The organism is Petralouisia muris (assembly GCF_004793545.1).
Taxonomy (GTDB): Bacteria; Bacillota; Clostridia; order Lachnospirales; family Lachnospiraceae; genus Petralouisia; species Petralouisia muris.
Genome location: NZ_SRYA01000008.1, coordinates 22,028 through 42,912, shown reverse-complemented (window position 1 = coordinate 42,912; position 20,885 = coordinate 22,028). Strand labels below are relative to the sequence as shown.

Here is a 20,885-nt window from a genome sequence, read left to right as displayed (position 1 = left end):
TTTTTCCTCCTTCTGCCATTATAAAGTCACTCCCTGCTTAAAAATCGCCATATCATGAAATCCTGCTTCTTCCGCCTTTACCTTTCTGCCGGAAGCCACCTCCAGCACATAGGAAAATAATTGTCTGGAAACCTCTTCCAGGGTACGATCCTCTGCAATTACTCCGCAGTTAAAATCAATCCAATTGCTTTTTCTCTCTGCAAGCTGTGTATTGCTGGAAATCTTCACGGTAGGCACCGGAGATGCAAAGGGCGTCCCCCGGCCGGTGGTAAACAATACGATATGCGCCCCTGAAGCCGCAAGGGCTGTAGAGGCCACCAAATCATTGCCCGGCGCACTTAGCAGATTCAGCCCCTTTTCCTGGACTGGCTCACCGTAAGACAGCACCCCGCTCACCGGTGCGCTTCCCGACTTCTGGGTACAGCCCAGAGACTTATCCTCCAGAGTAGTAATGCCGCCTTTTTTATTGCCGGGAGAGGGATTTTCATAAATGGTCTGATGATGGGAGGTAAAATAATTCTTAAAATCATTAATCAGGCTTACCGTCTGATGAAACAATTCCTCATTCCGGCATCGGTTCATCAGCAGGGTTTCCGCACCGAACATCTCTGGAACTTCCGTTAAAATCGTAGTGCCGCCTTTGGAAATCAGCAAATCCGAAAAACCTCCCACTGCCGGATTTGCAGTGATGCCGGACAAACCGTCCGAGCCGCCGCATTTCATGCCAATCACCAGCTCGCTGACAGGAATGGGCTCTCGCTGAAAACTTCCTGCATATTCCGCCAGCTGCTCCACCAGCTTCATTGCTTCTTCGATTTCGTCCTCACACTCCTGGGCAGCCAGGAATTTTACCCGTTTTTCCTCATACGGCCCAATATATTTTTTCAGTTCCTCAATATTGCTGTTTTCACATCCAAGCCCCAACACCAGCACTCCGCCGGCATTAGGATGATTGACAAAATCCGCCAGTATCTGTCTGGTGTGCTCCTGATCCTCTCCCATCTGGGAACAGCCGTAGGGATGAGGAAAGGCCACAATTTCCTCTACGGAGCCTTTCACATATTTTTTCGCTCTTTTCTCAATTGCCTGCGCTACATTATTTACACAGCCCACCGTGGGGATAATCCAGATTTCGTTGCGGACGCCTGCCTTGCCGCCGCTTCTTCGGTATCCTTCAAAATACGCCTCTTCTGTTGTTTCCATCCTGATTTCCTGTGGCTGAAACCTGTAGTCCAACACCTCTCCAAGCCCGGTTTTTACATTATGGATATGGACCCAGGCTCCGGGCAGAATATCCTCTTTGGCCCTCCCAATGCTGTTTCCATATTTGATGACTTCCGTTCCCGCCGGAATTTTTTCCAGTGCAAATTTATGACCCTGGGGAATTTCTTCCCTTAATGCAATGCCCTGCCCGTCGATTTGAAATTTCCTTCCTTTTTCCAGAGGCAAAAGAGCTACCGCAACAGAATCCTTCGGATGAATTTTGATAAATTCTCTCATAGGCTTTACTCCTTATCATTTTTAACCGTTCTGCACATCTTGCCATTTTCCCGCAGTCCGCCTGACAAATGCGCAGAACAGATTGTATTAGTAGAACAAATCTACCAGGGCTGTCGTGCAGAAAGGCACATAGGTCAGCAGCAGCAATACCACAAACAGCAGTATGTAAAAGGGCACCGATTCTTTGATAAAATCTTTGGTCTTGCATTTGGTAACGCCGCAGGTAACAAACATCAAGGTTCCCATTGGCGGTGAAAACGCCCCCAATGCGTTATTAAAAATATACACCATGGCAAACTGAATTTCATCTATTCCATAGCTTGCCGCCACCGGAGCCAGCAATGGAACCAGAATAATCATGGAAGCATTGCCTTCAATGAACATTCCCACAAGAATCAGGAAAACATTTACCACCATCAAAAATACATATTTATTCTGAATGGCCGCCATCATCCATTCCGTCAGCTGCTGGGGAATCTGTTCTTTGGTGAGAATCCAGGAAAATACCGCCGCCGCAGATACAATCAGCATAATGGATGCGGTAGAGGTAACGGTTTCCTTCAGCGTCGCCAATACATCTTTCCACTTTAATTCCCTGTAGGCAATTCCCAGAATCACCGCATAAATAATCGCCACCGCGCCTGCTTCCGTTGCCGTAAATGCGCCAAGACGGATGCCTCCGATAATAATAATCGGCAGGCACAAGGGCAGAATTGCCGGTTTCGTGGCTTTGCCCACTTCTTCCATTGTAAGCTTTTCGGCGCGCATAGGCTGATAGCCCCGCTTCTTTGAAATCACAGCCACCAGAATCATTTCAGCGATACAGAGGATTGCCCCAACCCCGATACCTGAAATAAATAATTTTCCAATGGACACATTTGCAATGCAGCCATACAGAATCATCGCGATTCCTGGCGGGATCAAAGGCGTAATCATGGAAGACACAGCCGTCACCACCGTGGAGAAAGATTTGGAAAATCCTGCCTTTTCCATTTCCGGAACCATCATTTTCGCTTCCATGGCAGCATCTGCCAGGTTAGAACCGGACAGTCCGCCCATCAGGGTAGACAGAAGCACATTTACCTGGGCAAGTCCTCCAGTCATCCGCCCAGTCAGCATGGAACAGAAATTCATAATACGGGAAGTGACTCCGGTATAATTCATTACAATGCCTGCGCAAACAAAAAATGGAATTGCCAGCAAGGAAATGCTTTCCACTCCGGTAATGGACTGCTGGGCAAACACCGTTGGATTTGCATAGGGATTCAGTACAAAATAAACTGCCGACGCCGCCAAAACTGCAAGGTAAACCGGAACCTTCAGAAACAAAAATATCAGCATTAATATAGCACAAATTGTAACAATTACGGAACTTGGCATAATCACTCTCCTCCTTTCTCTTTAACCGCAAAATATCTGGAACTGAAATAGCTTACAATCATCAGGATATAGGACACTGGCGCAATCCCGTACTGCACCTGCATCGGAATTCCCAGCATGCTGGTAGTCCTTCCATTTGCAATAAATACATGCAAAAACCGTATGCTGCAATAAAATAAAAACCCCACAACCAACAGAACAATCACATCCACCACATATTCCATGGCCTTCTGAATTTTTTCCGGAAACATTTCCACCACCATTTCAATGGCTACATGGCTCCCGGTCCGGAAGGCTGCGCCTCCTGCCGCAAATACAATCCATACCATGCAAAACAGCTGCAGTTCTTCCATCCAGGTAAAGGGCTGCCCCACCAAATAACGCATAATTACCCCAAGAAATGTCAGAATGATCAGAACTGCCAATGCAGCCGACGCCACAATAATGTCCAGATTCATGACAATTCCTTTCACCGAAATCTTTTTCTCCATCCGTTCTCTTCTCCTTCCTCTATACATATCAGAATTAATACATCAGGCACGCTTCTGCTATTTTCTCAACACTCAGAATTATTTTCCTATTTCTGCTTTTACCTTTTCATACAAGCCCTCAGACCATCCGAATACATCTCCCTGGCTGTAAAACGCTTCCGCCTTTTTCTTAAATCCATCCATAACCTCCTGGGAGGGTTCTACCACTTCCATGCCCTCATCCATCATCATCTGCAGATATTCATCGTTGGATTCTTCCACCAGTTCATTGTTATAAATCCCAGCTTCTTTCGCTGTGGATATCAGAAGCTCCTGCTGCTCTTTGTCAAGCCCCTCAAACACTTCATTGCTCATCACCCAGGTAGTAAAATTCAGCACATGGGCGTCCATAATCAGATATTTTGCCACTTCATGGAGCTTTCTTCCGTATAATGTGGCAAGAGGATTTTCTGCACCGTCAATGGCGCCTGTCTGCAATGCCTGATACACATCCCCCAAATCCATTCCGGTAGAGGTTGCTCCCAATACGTCAAAACCAATGGACTGAAGCTGATTTCCGGGAACACGGATTTTCAAACCTTTCAAATCCTCCACAGTTTCAACCTTCTGTTTCGTCAGTGTATGCCGTTCGCCGTATTTCCAGTTGGAGGTTACGATTTTTAAGCCGCGGCCCTCTAACTCTTCACACTGTCCCTGATACCAGTCGCTTTCAATCAAATCCCAGCACTGTTCCCAGTTATCAAACAGAAACGGCCCGAATACAATACCGAAATCTTTTACCCCGTAATCTGCATAAAACGCGCCGTCTGCCAGCGTAATATAATTTTCCCCAAAGGTCATGCCGTCAATCAGTTCATTTTTGCTTCCCAACTGGCTGTCCGGGTACAGTTCCAGACGGATGGACCCGTCCCCCTGCTCTTCCACCAGCTGCTGCCATTTTACCAAAGCCTGGCCGATGGGCTCGGAGATTGAATTCTCGAATCCAATCTGCAGGATAATCCCGTCTGAATTGGCCGACATGGTTTTCCTTACATTCACCAGCAAAACCGCCACAAGGGCCGCTGCCAGAAACGTTCCCCCAATGGACAATATTTTTCTCTTCTCCACGTTTTCTCCCTCCTACTTTGGATCTGCAAAATGAATCACTACCTTCAGCTTGCTGCCGCCGAATTTATCAAACTCTTCAAATGCTTTCGCCGCTTCCTCCAGCGGATACTCAGATCTCTTTGCACTGTCTTCAGAGTCTGGATTCATCACAATCTTTTCTAAATCAACCGCTCCGCTTTTTACCAAATCAATCAATTCCAGGAAATCTTTTTTCAATGCGTTTCTGGAACCTAAAATCTGCAGTTCCTTTTTCTGTATCATCGTAAAATTAAAATCCAGATTGGTTTTTCCAACGCCGATTAACACCACACGTCCTCCGAAGGCCGCTGCGTCAATGCAGTTCTGGAAGGTGGAAGGAAGGCCCACCGCTTCTATACAGACGTCAAATCCGTGATGATTTCCGGTGACGGACAGCGCCTTTTCCAGAAACGTCTCCGCTCCATCATTCTTGATCACGCCTGCAAGCCCGAAGGTTTGGTAAGCATATTGAAGCTTCTCCTTTGCCACATCTGCGATATAGACTTCTCCGCCCTTTGCCTTTGCGGCAACTGCAGCCAGCACGCCGATGGTTCCTGCTCCGATTACCAGTACTTTGTCGCCCTTTTTGATATCCGCCCGCGCTACGCCATGGTAGCTGATGCAGAATGGCTCAATCAAAGCCAGTTGTTTGGGGTTCAGTCCCTTCCCGTCATAAATACGCTCCACCGGCATAGTAATGTACTCGGAAAAAGCTCCATCTCTCTGTGCGCCCATAGTTTCATTGGATTCACAGCAGTTCAAAAGCCCCCGTTCACAGGAATAGCAGCTTTGACAGTTGAAGTAAGGATTGCAGGTTACCACCATTCCCTCTTTCAGGCCCTTGTCATTCTCTCCGATCTGCACAATCTGGGCCGAAAATTCATGGCCTGGAATGCGGGGATATCCTGCATAGGCAAAGGTGCCCCGGTAGGTTCCAAGGTCGCTGCCGCAGATTCCTCCGTAGAGCACTTTGAGCAATGCTTCCCCTTCTTTCGGCACAGGCAGTTCAGATTCCCTGATTTCCACTTTTCCCGGCTCCGGAATTAAAATTGTTTTCATAAGTTCTCCTCCTTTTGTTTTGTTGTATACAACAGTACTACCAAAATATATTTTAGTCAATGCTTATTTCTATTTTTACGTCAAAACCATCATTATATACAATTTTAAACCCTGGTTTTTAGTACAAATGACGAACAACTTCCTCATTTTTTATATTGTTGTATACATTTATTTTTTTATTTTCCCCTTATAATAATTGATTTTTAAACAATTACAATATTAATTATAAAAAATTGTGTTAAAATTTTATTTTTTTCGCCTTTAATGTATACATTATTTCAACCGATGAACCTTTGCTGCATTTGATGTATACAACACACTTGTTTTCTGGTATATTTAAGATATTTATAAGCACTTGTTACTCAAAAGCATGCTTATTTGCCAAGTGATTTGCTATTCTTCTTGATATAGTGACAACTTGTTGGCAAATCATTTCCGCAATATTTTAATGAAAACAACAGAAAGGAGATCTTCTCCAATGCCCAGAGAAACACTGAAGCATCAAGCCTATAATATTATCAAGGAAAAAATCATCAACTGTGAATACGCACCAGAAATGGTAATTAACGAAGAACTGATCCAAAAAGAAATTTCCGTCAGCCGCACTCCCATCCGGGATGCGCTCAGCCGTCTGGAGCAGGAAGGGCTTGTGAAAATACTGCCCAAAAAAGGCATTTATATCCCCAACATCACCCTGGATGAAATCAATATGCTCTACGAGGCCAGGCATCTGATTGAGCCCTATTCTGTACAGCATTACGGAAACAAAATTCCAAAAGAAACTTATATGAACTATTTCAGACAATATGAGGCCTATTTAAATAAGCCATCAGAAACCGCTTATTCCTTTGAAGAAATGGACGACAAATTCCACCGGATTTTTATTGACGCTTCTGAAAACTCCTACTTCCTCAGCCTGTACACTGCCATCGAAAGCCAGATCCGAAGAACCCGGGTGTTAACCGGAATCATGCAAAAAGGCCGGCTGAAACCTACCGTGGAAGAACATATGACAATTGTGAAAGCCACACTGAAAGGAAACTGGGCTGAGGCAGCGGATGCGCTGCGGTATCATTTATCCCAGTCTAAGGATATTATTTTTGATTATATTTTGCAGCAAAGCAATTGACAGAAGAAGAAGGCTGTGGGGGAATGAAATTTTTACACAAGATATCTTGCAGAAAATCTGTCATTCCCCGACGCAAACTCACTCCCTGCCAATCAGCACTTTCTTTCCCGATTGTAAGAAATTTTATAATTTTCCGCCAGTCAATCTTTAATCATATCTTCAAACATAATCCGGACTTCCCGGTTGGTCAGCGCAAGATGATAAAGAAACCGCCCTGTTTCCCTCTGGAAGACTGCCCTTTGATGTCCGCAAAGGTAAGAAAAATCATCGGATAACTCCCCTGCAGATTACGATATCGCTCTTCTTTCCAAGTTTTGTCAACGTAAAATGCACCTTTTCTACCAGCGATTTATAATCCTGGTTTCCAATTGAAATGGCCTGTTTCATAATATGCACGCCCCTTTCCGCAATTGATTCCATAAAAGCATATCATATTTGTCTTCATCTGCCAATCAGGAAAGGGAAATAAATTCAAAGACACAGGGCTGTGGAGAAAAACCAACATTTTCCCACAGCCCAATAACTACAGCAGTTCCTTCAAAATCTTATTTACCATCCCCGGATTTGCTTTTCCTTTCATGGCCTTCATGGTCTGCCCCACCAGAAATCCAATGGCCTTCTCCTTTCCATTCCGGTAATCTTCCACAGACTTGGGATTGTCTTTCATGACCTGCAAAATGGCGTTTCTTAATTCTCCTGCATCATTGACAGTTTTCAAGCCCTGCTTCTCTACATAGACAGCCGGATCGATGTCTTCCTCAAAAATTTTTTCAAACACTTCTTTTGCCACCGTTCCATTAATGCTGCCCGCTTCCGTAAGTTCTATGAGCTTCGCCAGATTTGCCGGGGCAAAACGAATGTCTTCCGGCTCCATGTCCTGTTCTTTTAACAGACGTATGGTCTCGCCCATCAGCCAGTTGCTTACCTTTTTAGGCTTTTTGCAAAGCGCTGCGGCAGCTTCAAAAAGATCCGCCAGATGCTTGGAACCTGTAATGATCTGAGCGTCATACTCCGGCAGGCCGTATTCTCTTTTGTACCGTTCCATTTTCTCTGGCTGAAATTCCGGCTGACGGGATTTAATTTCTTCCACCCATTCCTCGCTGATTACCAGGGGAACTAAATCCGGTTCCGGAAAATACCGGTAATCCTGCGCGTCCTCTTTGCTGCGCATGGCATAAGAATATTCTTTGAGATCGTCCCATCTTCTGGTTTCCTGAATCACCTTTTTTCCTTCCTCCAGCAAATCAATCTGGCGGTTTTTCTCATTTTCAATGGCTCTTGCTATGGCTTTAAAGGAATTCAGGTTCTTCATTTCCGTACGGGTTCCAAATGCTTCCACACCAACCTCCCGCACTGACAGATTCACATCCGCCCGCATGGAGCCTTCGTTTAATTTACAGTCGGAAGCCCCAAGATACTGAATCATCATCCGCAGCTTCTCCAGATAGGCAATGACTTCTTCCGCCGAACGCATATCCGGTTCAGAAACTATCTCAATCAGGGGAACGCCGGAACGGTTATAGTCCACAAGGGAACAGTCGCCCCGCTCATCATGGATTAATTTTCCGGCGTCTTCCTCCATATGAATCTCATGGATCCTTACAGCCTTTTTCCCTGCGGAAGTCTCAATTTCCACGCTTCCATCTCTGCAAATGGGCAGATATAACTGAGAAATCTGATAATTCTGGGGATTATCCGGATAAAAGTAATTCTTCCGGTCAAATTTACAGTGCCGGGTAATGGAACAATTAGCGGCAAGCCCTACAGCCATGGCATATTCCACCACCTGTTTATTCAGCACGGGAAGGGAACCAGGCATTCCGGCGCATACCGGGCAAGTATGGGCATTGGGGGCTCCTCCAAAGGCTGTTGAACAGCCGCAGAAAATCTTTGTTTTTGTGGCAAGTTCCACATGGACTTCCAATCCTATCACGGTTTCATATTCTCTGCTCATGCTCCCACCTCCTGTTCCGACACAGATTGAAACATATTTTTTTCTTTCAATCCCTTGATGCCCTGTTCTGCCGCCGGGCTGCTTTTCCATTCTCTGGTCTGCTCATAAGCGTATGCCGCCTGCAGAATCTTTTTTTCCTGAAAGCAATCTCCAATCAACTGCAGGCCGATGGGCAGACCCTTTGCATCCAGTCCGCAGGGCAGGGTCATGGCAGGCAGCCCCGCCAGATTTACAGAAACGGTATAAATATCTCCCAAATACATTTTCAGCGGGTCCCTTAAGCTTTTTCCGATTTCTGGCGCAGTGGTGGGCGCTGCGGGACCAAGAATCACGTCATATGTTTCAAACGCACGGTCAAAAGCCTGCTTAATCAATGCCTTAGTGCGCAATGCTTTCAAATAATAAGCGTCATAATAACCGGAACTTAACACAAAGGAACCCAGCATAATTCTCCGCTTTACCTCCGGGCCGAACCCTTCGGAACGGGACTTTTTATACATCTGGTGAAGCCCCTCGAATTCTTTGCTGCGGTAACCATATTTTACGCCGTCAAACCGGGCCAGGTTGGAACTTGCTTCGGCACAGGCAATGACATAGTAGGCCGGAATTGCATATTCCACCAGGCTCAAATCAAATTCTTCTACAAGAGCGCCTTTCTCCTCCAGGGCCTTTGCCGCTGCCAGGACAGAAGTTTTCACATCCTGCTCCAGTCCCTCTCCCAGATAATCCCTGGGGATTCCGATTTTCATTCCTTTTATCTCATCTTTTAAGGCAGAAGTAAACTCTGTATCCTCCCGGTTCAGGGAAGTGGAATCTTTGCTGTCATAGGAAGCAATGGCTTCTAAAATGGCCGCACAGTCCGTAACGTCCTTTGCCACCGGGCCGATTTGATCCAGGGAAGAGCCGTAGGCCACCAGCCCGTACCGGGAAACGGTTCCGTAGGTTGGCTTCAGCCCCGTTACGCCGCAGAAGGAGCTGGGCTGGCGGATGGAACCGCCGGTATCAGAGCCTAACGCATAAAAACATTCCCCTGCCGCCACTGCCCCACAGCTTCCGCCGGAGGAACCGCCTGGCACATGGTTTAAATTCCAGGGATTTCTGGTGATTCCAAAGGCAGAGGTTTCAGTGGTGCTGCCCATGGCAAATTCATCCATATTGGTCTTACCCAGAATCACCGCCCCTGCTTTTTTCAAATTCAAAACTGCCTCCGCTGTGTAAGGCGGGAGAAAGTTTCCAAGGATTTTGGAACTGCAGGTGGTAAGCATTCCTTCCATGCAAATATTATCCTTGATGGCTGCAGGAACTCCGGCCAGCGGGCCTGTCAGCTCCCCGCTGTCAATTTTTTTCTGCACTTCGCCTGCCTGTTTCAGCGCTCCCTCCTCATCTAAGGTTACATAACTGTTTATCTCCGTTTCTACGCTACGAATTTGTTCCAGCGACGCCTGAACTCCTTCGGCAACGCTGATTTCTTTTTGTTTTATTTTCTCCGCAAGCTGCACTGCAGTAAAAGTTCTGATTTCTTTCATTGGCTTTTCCTTTCGTCACTCTACTGTTTTGGGCGCCTGATAACTTCCGTCTTTCACTTCCGGCGCATTTTTCAGCATGTTTTCCCGGTCATTACCATTGGTAACCACATCTTCCCGGAATACGTTATTTACTGGAAAGACATGGGACATAGGCTCTGTTCCTGCAGTATCCAGCTCATTCAGCTTGTCGATATAATCAAGCATTTCCTCCATGTCTTTCTTGGCGTGTTCCTTTTCTTCCAGGGACAATTCCAGCTTCGCCAGAATTCCCACATACTCAATGGTTTCATCAGAAATTATATGTTTGCCTTGCTTCTTTTCAAGTTCTCCCAATGGCTGTTCCTCCTATTCTCTGAATTGCACATACTCTTTCTCATTCGCTTAATTCTTGAATTGCACATATTCTTTCCCATTCGTCTAATCCCCGAATTGCACAGACTCTTTCCCATTTGCTTAATCCCGGACCTTAATATGCACTTCCCGAAGCTGCTGTTCCGTCACCTCACCTGGGGCGCCGCACATCAAATCCTGGGCATTTCCATTCATGGGAAATGCAATCACTTCCCGGATATTTTCTTCTCCCCGCAGCAGCATAATCATCCGATCAATTCCCGGCGCCATTCCTGCGTGGGGCGGCGCGCCAAACTGAAACGCATGGTAAAGGGCGCCGAATTTCTGTTTCAGGACCTCCTCATCATAGCCTGCAATCTCAAATGCTTTTATCATCACCTGCAAATCATGGTTTCGGACTGCGCCGGAGGAAAGCTCCACTCCATTGCATACAATATCATACTGATATGCCAGAATTTCCGTCGGGTCTGCGGTTTCCAATGCTTTCAGCCCGCCCTGAGGCATGGAAAAGGGGTTGTGGGTAAATCCAATTTCTTTTGTCTGGGCGTCCCGCTCAAACATGGGAAAATCATTGACATAGCAGAAACGAAAAGCGTTTTTCTCCAGCAAATCCAACTTTTCCCCCAGTTCCGTGCGCATCATTCCTGCAAAATATGCGGCTCTGGCTTCCCGGTCTGCCATAAAGAAAATGGTGTCTCCCACTTCCAGTCTGGCAAGGCTTCGGAATTCCTCTTTCAGCTCCTCTGGTATGAACTTGTCAATGGGGCCTTTGTAGCTGCCGTCCTTTAACACTTCCAAATAACCAAGTCCTCCCATACCGATTTCCGTGGCAAATTTCAGTAATTTCCCGTGAAAGCTTTTGGACATTTCCGCATGAACCCGAATGGCCCGCACCGTTTTTCCCAAAAAGGGCTGAAAGGTGCATTTCTGGAAAAATTCTGTCAGATCCAGAATCCTCAGAGGATTTCTCAAATCCGGCTTATCGGTGCCGAATTCCAGCATTGCCTGTTTGTAGCTGTAAACTGGATAAGGGGCTTTTGTCACTGCACTTCCTTCCGGTGCAAATTTTTCAAATACGCCGGACAAGACTTCCTCGCCTACCTGGAATACATCTTCCTGATCCGCAAAGCTCATTTCAAAATCAAGCTGATAGAATTCTCCCGGCGACCGGTCTGCTCTGGCGTCCTCATCCCGAAAACAGGGTGCAATCTGAAAATATTTATCAAAGCCTGACGCCATCAAAAGCTGCTTATACTGCTGGGGCGCTTGCGGCAGCGCATAAAATTTTCCTTTGTATTTCCTGGAAGGCACAATGTAATCTCTGGCTCCCTCTGGGGATGAAGCGCAGAGGATGGGCGTCTGGATTTCTAAAAATCCAAGCTCTGTCATTTTCTCCCGCAGATAGGAAATAACCCTGGAACGGAACACAATGTTGTCCCTGACCTTCTGGTTCCGCAAATCCAAATAACGGTATTTCAGTCGGACATCTTCTCTGACCTCCCGGCTGGTCATTATTTCAAAAGGCAAAGCTTTGTATACATCGCCTAAAATCTGGATTTCCTTTGCTTCCAGCTCAATAGTTCCCGTGGGAATCTTTGGATTGTAAGTGTCCTCATCCCGCTTTTCAATCAATCCCTGAATAGAGACTGCCTGCTCCTTGCGAATTCCTTCCAGAAGCTCTCCATTGCGGATTACAATCTGCATCACCGCATACATATCCCGCAAATCAATAAAGGATACACCGCCATGATCTCTGATATTTTCCACCCATCCGGCTACCCGCAATGTTTTTCCGATATCCGCTTCGCTTACCTGCTGTAATGTGACCTCTCTGTAACACATGCTCATAATTCCCACTCCTTTTATTGATATCCATGTTTTATATTCCGAAAAATCCAGAGGATTTTTCATCAATGCAACGTCTCAGGCTCCTGAAAAGATTCCATGCACACAAAAAACCCGGAATACAAATGTATTCCGGGGCGAATCTCTTTCAGAATCCGCGGTACCACCCGCATTGAGAACCGTTTCTGCTGCTGCAAACATTCAGCGATTCCCATCTCATAAAAACGAAAAATAATTGATATTACCTTCCAGTTTCTGATGCTTAACGCGCACAACGTACTGACCTACCTGCTCCGGCTTCTGCCCGCCAAAAACTGTCGCTTATCCGTTCCGGCTTCTGTTCGCCAAAAACTGTCCTGCTTATCCGTTCCAGCTTCTGTCTGCCAAAACTACTCCGGTTCGTGTCTGGCACAGAGCCATTCAGTCAGTCTGCTCCAGAGTGTTCCCTTTGTTTTCTCTTCCAAACAGCGCTCTCAGTCGGTGACGCCATATTCCTGTCGGCCTCTGAAAACAAGAGTCTCCTTCATCGCTTTAATCTGTTAATGTTTTTTAGTTATGGGTAATCTTAGCACATATTATTCCATTTGGCAAGAAAAATTTTATTTTTCCCCATATTTTCTTCTCCCCAGCAGAAAAATCTGCCGCTAAATCAAACAGCACCTAAACAGCTAAATTTCTTTTGCCTGCCGCTTCCCTTTGTTTTGCCGTGTCATTGCCAAATCAAAGGCGGAATTTACTTGCCTGATCGTTCTGTCTGCGGCTTAATTCCACAAGTCCCTGGGTATCCTCCGTGCATTCGTCAATGGTCTGGGACAAAAGCGTCATGCTGGCGCTGGTTTCCTGTGTCGAAGCCGCATTCTGTTCTACCACACTGGCAAGACTATTGGCAGAATCCGTAACAATCTCCTTCAGAGAATTCAAAATTTCTGTCTGTCCGCCGATCTGCCTTGTAACCTCTTCTACCATGGCAACTTCCCGTTTCAGGCTCTCAAACGCCACCCTGGTCTCCTCCAGGCACTTCTGCTGTTTCTGGACATTGTTTATCACTTCCTGCATCTTGCTGACGGAAACCTCTACATTGCCCACCAGTTCTTTCACAATCCCTTCAATCTCCTGGGCATTGCCGGAAGATTCCTCAGAAAGATTCCTGATTTCCTCCGCCACAACCGCAAAGCCCCTGCCTGCCTCTCCGGCTCTGGCTGCCTCAATGCTGGCATTCAAAGAAAGCAGATTGGTCTGGGAGGCTAACCCTTTGATAATCTCTATGGTCTTATTGATATCGGCCGCAGAATCATTGTTTCGGTTGGTCTGCTCAGACACCACATCAATGGCTTCTATTGTCGTTCTGGTAATCCGATCCAGCTCCTGAATGCTTTCCGAAGCTCCGGCGGAATGTTTCGCCATGGCGGAAACTGCTTCCTCCAGCTTCTGCACGCCGCCTTTTTCCACCTCAATCACACCGCCCAGTTCTGTGATCTTCTCATTCATCGTCTCTGTTTCATTGGCGCTGTTGGTAGCTCCCTGGGCCAGATCATCAATTGCCTGATTGGTATTCTGAATGCTCTCTGATATGTATCCGAACTTCTCACTGAATTTCTCGCTGCTCTGGTTCAATGTCTCACCAGTCTGAATCACACTGCCAATCATATTTGCCAAGGACTGGCGGACATTTTCCAGAGAACGGGCCATCTCTCCAATCTCATCGCTTCGTTTGCGCAAATCAGGGCTGATGGTAAAACTCAAATCTCCCGCAGCCACCTGATGGAGATGGCCTTCTACAACTGTAATCCCTTTGGTAATCCGCGTCCCGCTTAAAGCAGAAATAGCCAAAGCTGCCAAGAGCATTACAACTGCCGCAATGCCATAAATTGTCAACATACCTGCAAATTCCTTCTCAATCGCCGTTTTCCTGCTGTCAATCTTTTCATTCATTTCATCCACATAGTTCCCGGTAGCAATTGCCCAGCCCCATGGCTCGAACATTTCCGTATAGGCAATCTTAGGCGCAACCGTCACTCCATCTGATTTGGTAAAATAAAATTCGTTATATCCGCCGCCGGCTTTTGCGGTGGAAACAACGCTCTGGGTCACTTTCACGCCGTTCTGATCCGTCAAATCATACCGGTTGGTGCCCTCCTGTTCAGTAAGGATCGGATGCATTACCAATACATGATCTTCTCCGTCAATCCAGATATAACCGGAATCATCATCCCGGTAACGGATGTGGCGGACAGCTTCTGCGGCCCTTGCCTTCGCTTCCTCTTCTGTAAATTCGCCATTCTGGCTCCTGTCATAATAACTCTGCACCAACGATATGGCTCCTTGCACCTGGGACTTAATCTCCATGGAATAACCGTCATTCATAGTCTCTTCATACTGCTCTGAAGATTCATCCATAGACTGTTTTAAATAATGGACTCCTAAAAGCGCCAGTCCAATTGTCGGAATGGAAACCATAATACAGATGATGGAAACCAGCATCACCGTTAAACTTCGGTATCCCTTTGTCTTTGTCGCCTTCTCAGCTTTTTTCTCTTTCATGTAACCCCACCTTCCGATTTCTTTTACTTTTCACAGTAATACTTTTATTATACACAATTTTCCTCCGAAGTCAATGAAACGGCATGATAAGTTCACTTTTCTATTGATCTTGACACGAAAATATGATATAATATTGAAATATAAATAATCTGTTACCGGATAGGAAATGTGAAAGCATTCGGTACGCATCGTTAGATCTTAGAAGATGCGTATGCGAGTGCTTATTTTTGTTTTGGAGGCCTTGATAATAAACAGATTAGATAAAAGAATTTATTAGTGGTTCATCAGGCTATTATGATATGGCGTCTGATGCAGCGTTAAGCATATTATTTTCGTTACGGTTAATTCTTCCTGCCGGGCCATAAAACCTTCGAAGATATTCCATCATACTGGCTTCGGAAATCACCTGGCGGGAAGGCATACGCAGATATCTGAAATCTGATACCTGGCTCTTCCCTTCACATTTCAAACACAGCATCTGGATAATCCCCATGGAAAAGGCTGCTGTTTGAGGGGCGGACGGCATACCCAAACCGGACACCACACCGCTCCTGTCAGACGCAGCCGCCTGGGTGATAACGTTTTACAATCTGATAATTATTCAGCGCCCAGGTAAGATTCCGGGCAATCCCTTCTGCCGTGGATGAAAAATATATGCCGTTCTGATTTATTTTTTCCTGGCACATGGCAAGATTCCTTGGGTTCCCGCAAAAGGCTTCTTCATTCTTTCCAAGTCTGCCTGGATCTAATCCTGCGTCCGCAAAGGCCTGACGGACGGTTTCATAAGTATTCTTCTCATTGGGAGAGCCAAAATTATAGACGCCGCCTAAAAGCTCAAATGTCTTCTCAAGATTCTTTACTACTTCGCTGACATCTGTAATTCCCCGTCTGTCGTGAACAGGAAATTTTATGATTTCTGCGCCTGCTATTTGTGGAAGAAGGGTACGGAAGAGATCGCCGTGTTCCCCCTCCCGTCCCGGTTTCGCATCATACATCCAGGACAGCCGCAGCAGTACGCAGTCCGGATTGATGTTCAGGCATTCCTGCTCTGCTTTTAATTTTTCCCGCCCATATAAATTGCCAGGACAAAGCTCCTCGTCTTCACGATGGGCCTGACTCATGTCAGACTTCCGTTTGGATTCCGCTCCGGTAAAATACGCCTGATCGGAACTGCACAAAATACATTTCGCATTGATTTCTTTCGAGGCTTTTGCAAGATTAATACTGCCTGTTACATTGATGTTCCATGATTGTTCCGGCTCTTTTTCACACATTCCCACGTCCGACATAGCTGCGCAGTGAACGGCGAAATCCGGCTGATACTTCCTGAAAAAAGCAACTGTGCCGTCTGCTTCTGTAATGTCCATTTCCCCATGGGTGGGCGCAAATACCTCGTATGTTCCAGTATAGAAATCAACAATTCTTCTTCCCAGAAAACCGGACGCTCCGGTAACCAGCATTTTCTTCATTTTCTACCTCCCGCCAGGTTTGCCTGCAGATTTTTTCTATTTTGTTCTTTTGTTTCCTGCACCAGATCTATCTCCTGGCACTGATACGGTATAGGGCCGAAACTTTTTTGAAACTGCTCCTTTCGATTATCTACAAACCCGGGCCTGACAATAAGATCTGAACTATTCTGATAATACACATCTAAAATCTTTTGCAGCATCAACTGAAATCCCATTGCGCGTTTCTCTGTATCATATTCAAAATATAAATAGCGGGCTTCTTTCTTTTCCTTCACGTTATCTTTATACAATCCCCATTCTGCAAGGGAACCTACAAAGTCCGCCATTTCATCGTAACAAAGCAGTTTTCTTCCATTGTAAACTTTCTCCAGCTTGTCGTATGTCCTTTTCCCTTTTTCTTCTTTTGTCATAGGAGTCTGATTCTTTTCCCCATATTTATCTTCTATGGAAATTAAAGCGGTAAATGGACTTTTCGCTTTCTTCCCATTTCCCAACTTGTGGGGACACAGCCTCGCTGCATGCAGCAAGCTTTTCGCTTCCGGTTTTATATATTTTGGACTCAGATACTTCTTCACAGACAAGATAGCCGCCACCCCTTCCGGCGGTACAATGACACTGTTTCCAAACCGCTGATACACCGGATAATGAGCGGTATCATATACAATAATATCCAATTGACCGGATACTTTATGCGCATCTTTTTTTCTGGATCTATCATTTTTCCCGCATAAAACTGCAGGCCGCAGAATAAAACCGGTCAATACTTCCAAATCTTTCGGCAAATAACGTTTCAGATATTCCCGCACCAAATGCTCCACATATCTTCCGTCTTCCCCTTTGTGGGCAGCCCCGCAGTCTTTCTCCGAGGGAATCAACGTTTGAAATTGTTTGTAGGTTTCCAATAAAGCGTCCATTTCTCTGGACCAATATTGTTTAATTCGATCATCCGCCATTTTGCATTTCTCCTAATTCTTCCTTCTGGCAATTTCCCGTTTCCGCTCTTCTTGCGCAATGATAGCAAATGAAACATTCTCAATCAGCTTCAGTATACGCATTAAAATCCAATTTTGATTGTCTGTCCTTCCACATAAACTCCCTCTGAGCGCGTCAGGGACAGTTTCTGATCGGCAGAAAATCCAATGGTTTCCCCATCCCGCAGAACTGCGCCTTCCTCTAAAATATATGCGGAAATATCCATCATCAAATCATAAACTTCCGAAGCCGGCTGGCTGCTGCCAACCACTTCCAGTTCATCTTTTCCGAAAGAACGCAGTCCGTTGGTCCAACTGCTGACCCCCTTTTCATCCTGATACAGACCCACAAACACCAGATTTCCCAACGGCAGTTCTCCCTCTTTCATCACCATTGCCATCTGAATAAAGTGTTCCGGCAGCCATACTGTGCCGCAGTCATAGATTCCCAGAGCATTGGGTGCTTTCAGGCAGGCGCAGGCAATTTTTACAAAAAGCTCTCCCGCTTCCAAAGGCGCCGCATCCCTGCCTAGTACAGCCACCAACAAATGCGCTTTATGGTTTTCGGCTGCGGCAACAGACTGTTCCCGGGTCATAAAGTTACTGTTGGCCCAATATTCTGCTTCGCCATTCGGAACCTTCATATCCATTAACCCTACTGTAACCATCATTCCCTCCACTTCAAAAGCAATGGCGTCCTGTTTGCTTTCCGGACGTTCTAGTTCTTCCGGGCATTCAATCCCCCAGTCTTTTTTTAAGGCTGTGCGGAATTCTTTTTCATCAAACTCTGCCGCTGACAAAAGGACAAATCCTAAAAAATCTCCGCCTATATGCTCTGTGCCCTGATTTCCTTCCTCCTGCTCTTTTGCACGTTCCATCCAATACTGACGGATTTGTTCTACCATTTCTATGCATTTTTCCTGGGCTGTGGAAGGATCATAGGGTTCCATTTCACTGTAAATATGGCCGCAGTGTCCCAGGCTGTCCCCTTCATAGCCTCCGCAAACCGCCACCTTCCATGAACCTACAAACGATTTTTTAAATTTGAAAATATAGTAATGCAGATCGTGCAGATCAAATTCTCCTGCTATCTCCAGCTTTGCAGGCTTTTTCCCCAGTTCTTGAGGATGAGACAACCATTCCTCCATTACTGCCTGGGCTGCTTTCCTCTGTTCGTTCATTTGTTTTCCTCCCAATCATTTTCTCTGAATTTTCCTTTATCTGCAGACATAAACCAATTCCATGATTCCGTTATACGTCTGGCTGCGCACCAACCGGAGTTTGATTTCATTTGGAATTTCCTCAAACAGGCGAATGCCGGAGCCTAAAATTACAGGTATCACAGAAATATAATATTCATCAATCAAGTCATTTTGGAGTAAAGGCTGAATCACATTGCTTCCGCCGCAAAGCCATATTCCTTTTCCCTGATCCTGCTTTAACTTTCTGACAATCTTGCATGGATTGTCCTGCACAAATTTTATATTCTCTGTGGAAGGCAATTCTCTGTGAGTGATCACATAGCTTGTCAATTCCTGATAAACCCATTCTTCTGGCGACAACTCTGTTGCAACCTGATGATAAGTATTCCATCCCATAACAACTGTGTCAATATTTTTGACAAAATCAGAATAAGTATCTATATTTTCCGCATCGCTGCTTTGTCCGTGAAGCCAATCTACGGTTCCGTTACGATCCGCAATATAGCCGTCAAGGCTCATTGCAATATAAAGGGTAACTGTTCTCATTGTTGTTCACCTGCTTTCTTGTTCTATGCACATGCCAAAACAGCAGTGGGTGCGCCGGCATTGGCTGAAATACTCTAAATGGATTGGATGGCTGCAGTTTATGATTCCCTATCAGCTCTTTTCAAATAGGTTTCATATTTTATACACCATAATTCACCCCACTATTCCACAACAGAATTTACAATAATTCCCACAAATGTTCATTCATTGTATTGTATATTTTCCTGTCCTCAGCAGAAATATCAAGTCCTGCATATTTACCAAACGTAAACAGCATATCCATGATTTGTTCGGGTTCAAACTTCGTCCGGTTTTTTATCCACCCTTTTGTGACTCCAACTATCTCATGTGCCGCTAAATTCCGCACCTCCCGCTCCACAGTCCGTATGTTTTTCATTAGTTCCAGCACACGTTCTTCCTTACATTTCTGTTCCATTATTTTAAAAATCACAAAAGAGGAAATATTTGTATGATTTCCCCATCTTTCCTGAGGTTTGATCTTCTGAGTTCTCAGCTTATCCAAAGAAAGACAAAAGACGCCCTCCCTGTTTTTCTTACCAATATCCTCGAACCGTAATTTACAGTATTTTTTCAATACCTTTTCTGACAAGGAAAAAAAGATTGGCGTTATGTCCCTGATAAAATCCATATATTGTCTTTTCCAAAGCTTTGTCTGCATGGATAGCATATATTCATATTCCTTCATTTCTCTGTCCTGTACAATGGGGAACCAGTCAGACACTTGACATTTGCCCCGCATTCCATTGACAAATTTCAAGTTCAGTCTGTTGCGTTCAATTGCAAGATTCAAACAATCTAAAAATTGTTTCGAAGGCTGTACAGACAATGTATTCGCCATCATTTTTGCCGCTTCATAATCATAGACTTCCAGATACTTGTGTATATTTTCCTTACGGATACGATCTAAAAGATATTTTGCGTCAGACACACTGCAGCGATTTTCAAACCCTTCTTTCCTATCTTCATTGCATTCCCACTGTACAGCCAAATCGTAACTGTCTTTGTCCTCATGATATTTATTGCTGGATTTCTGAGGAGTTGACACCTGAATTGCCTGAATATTATTCCAGAGCATGGAAATAATCTGCAAAGAACATTTCATTGCAGGAGTTCCGGAAGAAACATTCAAGTATAATTGTTCTGGCTGATCCTTCTCCCTGATAGCGCTGATGATCTTTTCAAAGGAAATAATAAACGCGTCAAAAATCTGAACATTTTCCATGGTTTCATCACGGATAACTTCAATCTCACATTGCCACTCCATTTCTTCTTCCAGTAAACGGACAGCCTTACAATATCGATCATCCATATCATGATACTTACACATTTCTTTCGACAAATATAAATATATTTTATCTGGATGATAAACTCTGCAGATATGCAGCATTCCTCCATCTGCACAATTTGAAATGGGATCTGTGCTGCCAATCGCACTGAATAATACTTTCATTGTACCCTCCTTAAATTACAATCACATCTTCGGTTTCTATATCCATATTTTTTCCAAAAGCTGTTACCTGCCCGCTGCCAATTATTTTATATACCTTAACACTATCACAATCGTCTATATAATTGGGTATTTCCCGCAGCAATTTCTGATATTTCCTTTTGGGAATTTTTGCTTCAAAAGCTGATTTCTGAACGCGGAAGCCGTAACCCTGAAGATATTTCGCCAGTTTTATCCGGCGTTTATTGTCTACAATATCGTAAATAATCAGAACAAATACTTCATCTCTTGCCACTTTCTCATCAATCTCAAAAAAATAATTTTCCAT

The 20,885-nt window shown here is 45.1% G+C and carries 19 protein-coding genes; 1 reads left to right on the top strand and 18 read right to left on the bottom strand.

Features of this window, described 5'->3' with window-relative positions:
• Positions 1-18: 18 nt before the first annotated feature.
• The 5 genes from E5329_RS05215 to E5329_RS05195 form a co-directional block, all read right to left on the bottom strand.
• Positions 19-1,500, bottom strand: a complete 1,482-nt coding sequence (locus E5329_RS05215) for a UxaA family hydrolase (RefSeq protein WP_135988538.1) — start codon at positions 1,498-1,500, stop codon at positions 19-21.
• Between the two features lie 87 nt (positions 1,501-1,587).
• Complete coding sequence (locus E5329_RS05210; RefSeq protein ID WP_135988537.1) at positions 1,588-2,880, bottom strand: TRAP transporter large permease; 1,293 nt, start codon at positions 2,878-2,880, stop codon at positions 1,588-1,590.
• A 2-nt stretch (positions 2,881-2,882) separates the two neighbouring features.
• Positions 2,883-3,371, bottom strand: coding sequence for a TRAP transporter small permease (locus E5329_RS05205; RefSeq protein ID WP_135988536.1), 489 nt, complete (start codon positions 3,369-3,371; stop codon positions 2,883-2,885).
• Positions 3,372-3,449: 78 nt separating this feature from the next.
• On the bottom strand, positions 3,450-4,478 hold the full coding sequence (locus tag E5329_RS05200) for a C4-dicarboxylate TRAP transporter substrate-binding protein (protein ID WP_275443035.1): 1,029 nt from the start codon (positions 4,476-4,478) through the stop codon (positions 3,450-3,452).
• 12 nt (positions 4,479-4,490) lie between these two features.
• The gene (locus E5329_RS05195) at positions 4,491-5,555 is read right to left on the bottom strand and encodes a zinc-binding alcohol dehydrogenase family protein (RefSeq protein WP_135988535.1); all 1,065 of its coding nucleotides are present in this window, start codon (positions 5,553-5,555) and stop codon (positions 4,491-4,493) included.
• Positions 5,556-6,033: 478 nt separating this feature from the next.
• Here E5329_RS05195 and E5329_RS05190 point away from each other — a divergent pair, with 478 nt between their 5' ends.
• Positions 6,034-6,684, top strand: a complete 651-nt coding sequence (locus E5329_RS05190) for a GntR family transcriptional regulator (protein ID WP_135988534.1) — start codon at positions 6,034-6,036, stop codon at positions 6,682-6,684.
• A gap of 264 nt (positions 6,685-6,948) precedes the next feature.
• Here E5329_RS05190 and E5329_RS30420 read toward each other — a convergent pair whose 3' ends face one another.
• From E5329_RS30420 to cas2, 13 genes are all read right to left on the bottom strand, one after another.
• Entirely contained in the window at positions 6,949-7,071 is a 123-nt protein-coding gene (locus E5329_RS30420) for a hypothetical protein (RefSeq protein WP_275443034.1), read from the bottom strand.
• Between the two features lie 136 nt (positions 7,072-7,207).
• Entirely contained in the window at positions 7,208-8,638 is a 1,431-nt protein-coding gene (gene gatB / locus E5329_RS05185; RefSeq protein WP_135988533.1) for an Asp-tRNA(Asn)/Glu-tRNA(Gln) amidotransferase subunit GatB, read from the bottom strand.
• Positions 8,635-10,164 carry an Asp-tRNA(Asn)/Glu-tRNA(Gln) amidotransferase subunit GatA gene (gene gatA / locus E5329_RS05180; protein ID WP_135988532.1) on the bottom strand — a complete coding sequence of 510 codons (1,530 nt, stop codon included), beginning with the start codon at positions 10,162-10,164 and terminating at the stop codon, positions 8,635-8,637. Before gatA ends, gatB begins: the two co-directional genes overlap by 4 nt.
• Positions 10,165-10,179: 15 nt before the next feature.
• A complete protein-coding gene (gene gatC / locus E5329_RS05175) occupies positions 10,180-10,497 on the bottom strand; it encodes an Asp-tRNA(Asn)/Glu-tRNA(Gln) amidotransferase subunit GatC (RefSeq protein ID WP_275443030.1) in 318 nt (105 codons plus the stop codon).
• Between the two features lie 120 nt (positions 10,498-10,617).
• Positions 10,618-12,363: an aspartate--tRNA ligase gene (gene aspS, locus E5329_RS05170; RefSeq protein ID WP_135988531.1), complete on the bottom strand. Its 1,746-nt coding sequence runs from the start codon at positions 12,361-12,363 to the stop codon at positions 10,618-10,620.
• A 717-nt stretch (positions 12,364-13,080) separates the two neighbouring features.
• A complete protein-coding gene (locus E5329_RS05165; protein ID WP_135988530.1) occupies positions 13,081-14,901 on the bottom strand; it encodes a methyl-accepting chemotaxis protein in 1,821 nt (606 codons plus the stop codon).
• A 292-nt stretch (positions 14,902-15,193) separates the two neighbouring features.
• A complete protein-coding gene (locus tag E5329_RS05160) occupies positions 15,194-15,394 on the bottom strand; it encodes a hypothetical protein (protein ID WP_135988529.1) in 201 nt (66 codons plus the stop codon).
• Positions 15,395-15,455: 61 nt separating this feature from the next.
• The gene (locus E5329_RS05155; RefSeq protein WP_135988528.1) at positions 15,456-16,370 is read right to left on the bottom strand and encodes an SDR family oxidoreductase; all 915 of its coding nucleotides are present in this window, start codon (positions 16,368-16,370) and stop codon (positions 15,456-15,458) included.
• Positions 16,367-17,323 carry a DUF6602 domain-containing protein gene (locus E5329_RS05150; RefSeq protein WP_135988527.1) on the bottom strand — a complete coding sequence of 319 codons (957 nt, stop codon included), beginning with the start codon at positions 17,321-17,323 and terminating at the stop codon, positions 16,367-16,369. The genes E5329_RS05155 and E5329_RS05150 overlap by 4 nt, the downstream gene beginning before the upstream one ends.
• A gap of 101 nt (positions 17,324-17,424) precedes the next feature.
• A complete protein-coding gene (locus E5329_RS05145) occupies positions 17,425-18,522 on the bottom strand; it encodes a DUF4261 domain-containing protein (protein ID WP_135988526.1) in 1,098 nt (365 codons plus the stop codon).
• Between the two features lie 36 nt (positions 18,523-18,558).
• Entirely contained in the window at positions 18,559-19,089 is a 531-nt protein-coding gene (locus E5329_RS05140; protein WP_135988525.1) for a dihydrofolate reductase family protein, read from the bottom strand.
• A 178-nt stretch (positions 19,090-19,267) separates the two neighbouring features.
• Positions 19,268-20,560 carry a type III-A CRISPR-associated CARF protein Csm6 gene (gene csm6, locus E5329_RS05135; protein WP_135988524.1) on the bottom strand — a complete coding sequence of 431 codons (1,293 nt, stop codon included), beginning with the start codon at positions 20,558-20,560 and terminating at the stop codon, positions 19,268-19,270.
• 10 nt (positions 20,561-20,570) lie between these two features.
• Complete coding sequence (gene cas2 / locus E5329_RS05130; protein ID WP_135988523.1) at positions 20,571-20,885, bottom strand: CRISPR-associated endonuclease Cas2; 315 nt, start codon at positions 20,883-20,885, stop codon at positions 20,571-20,573.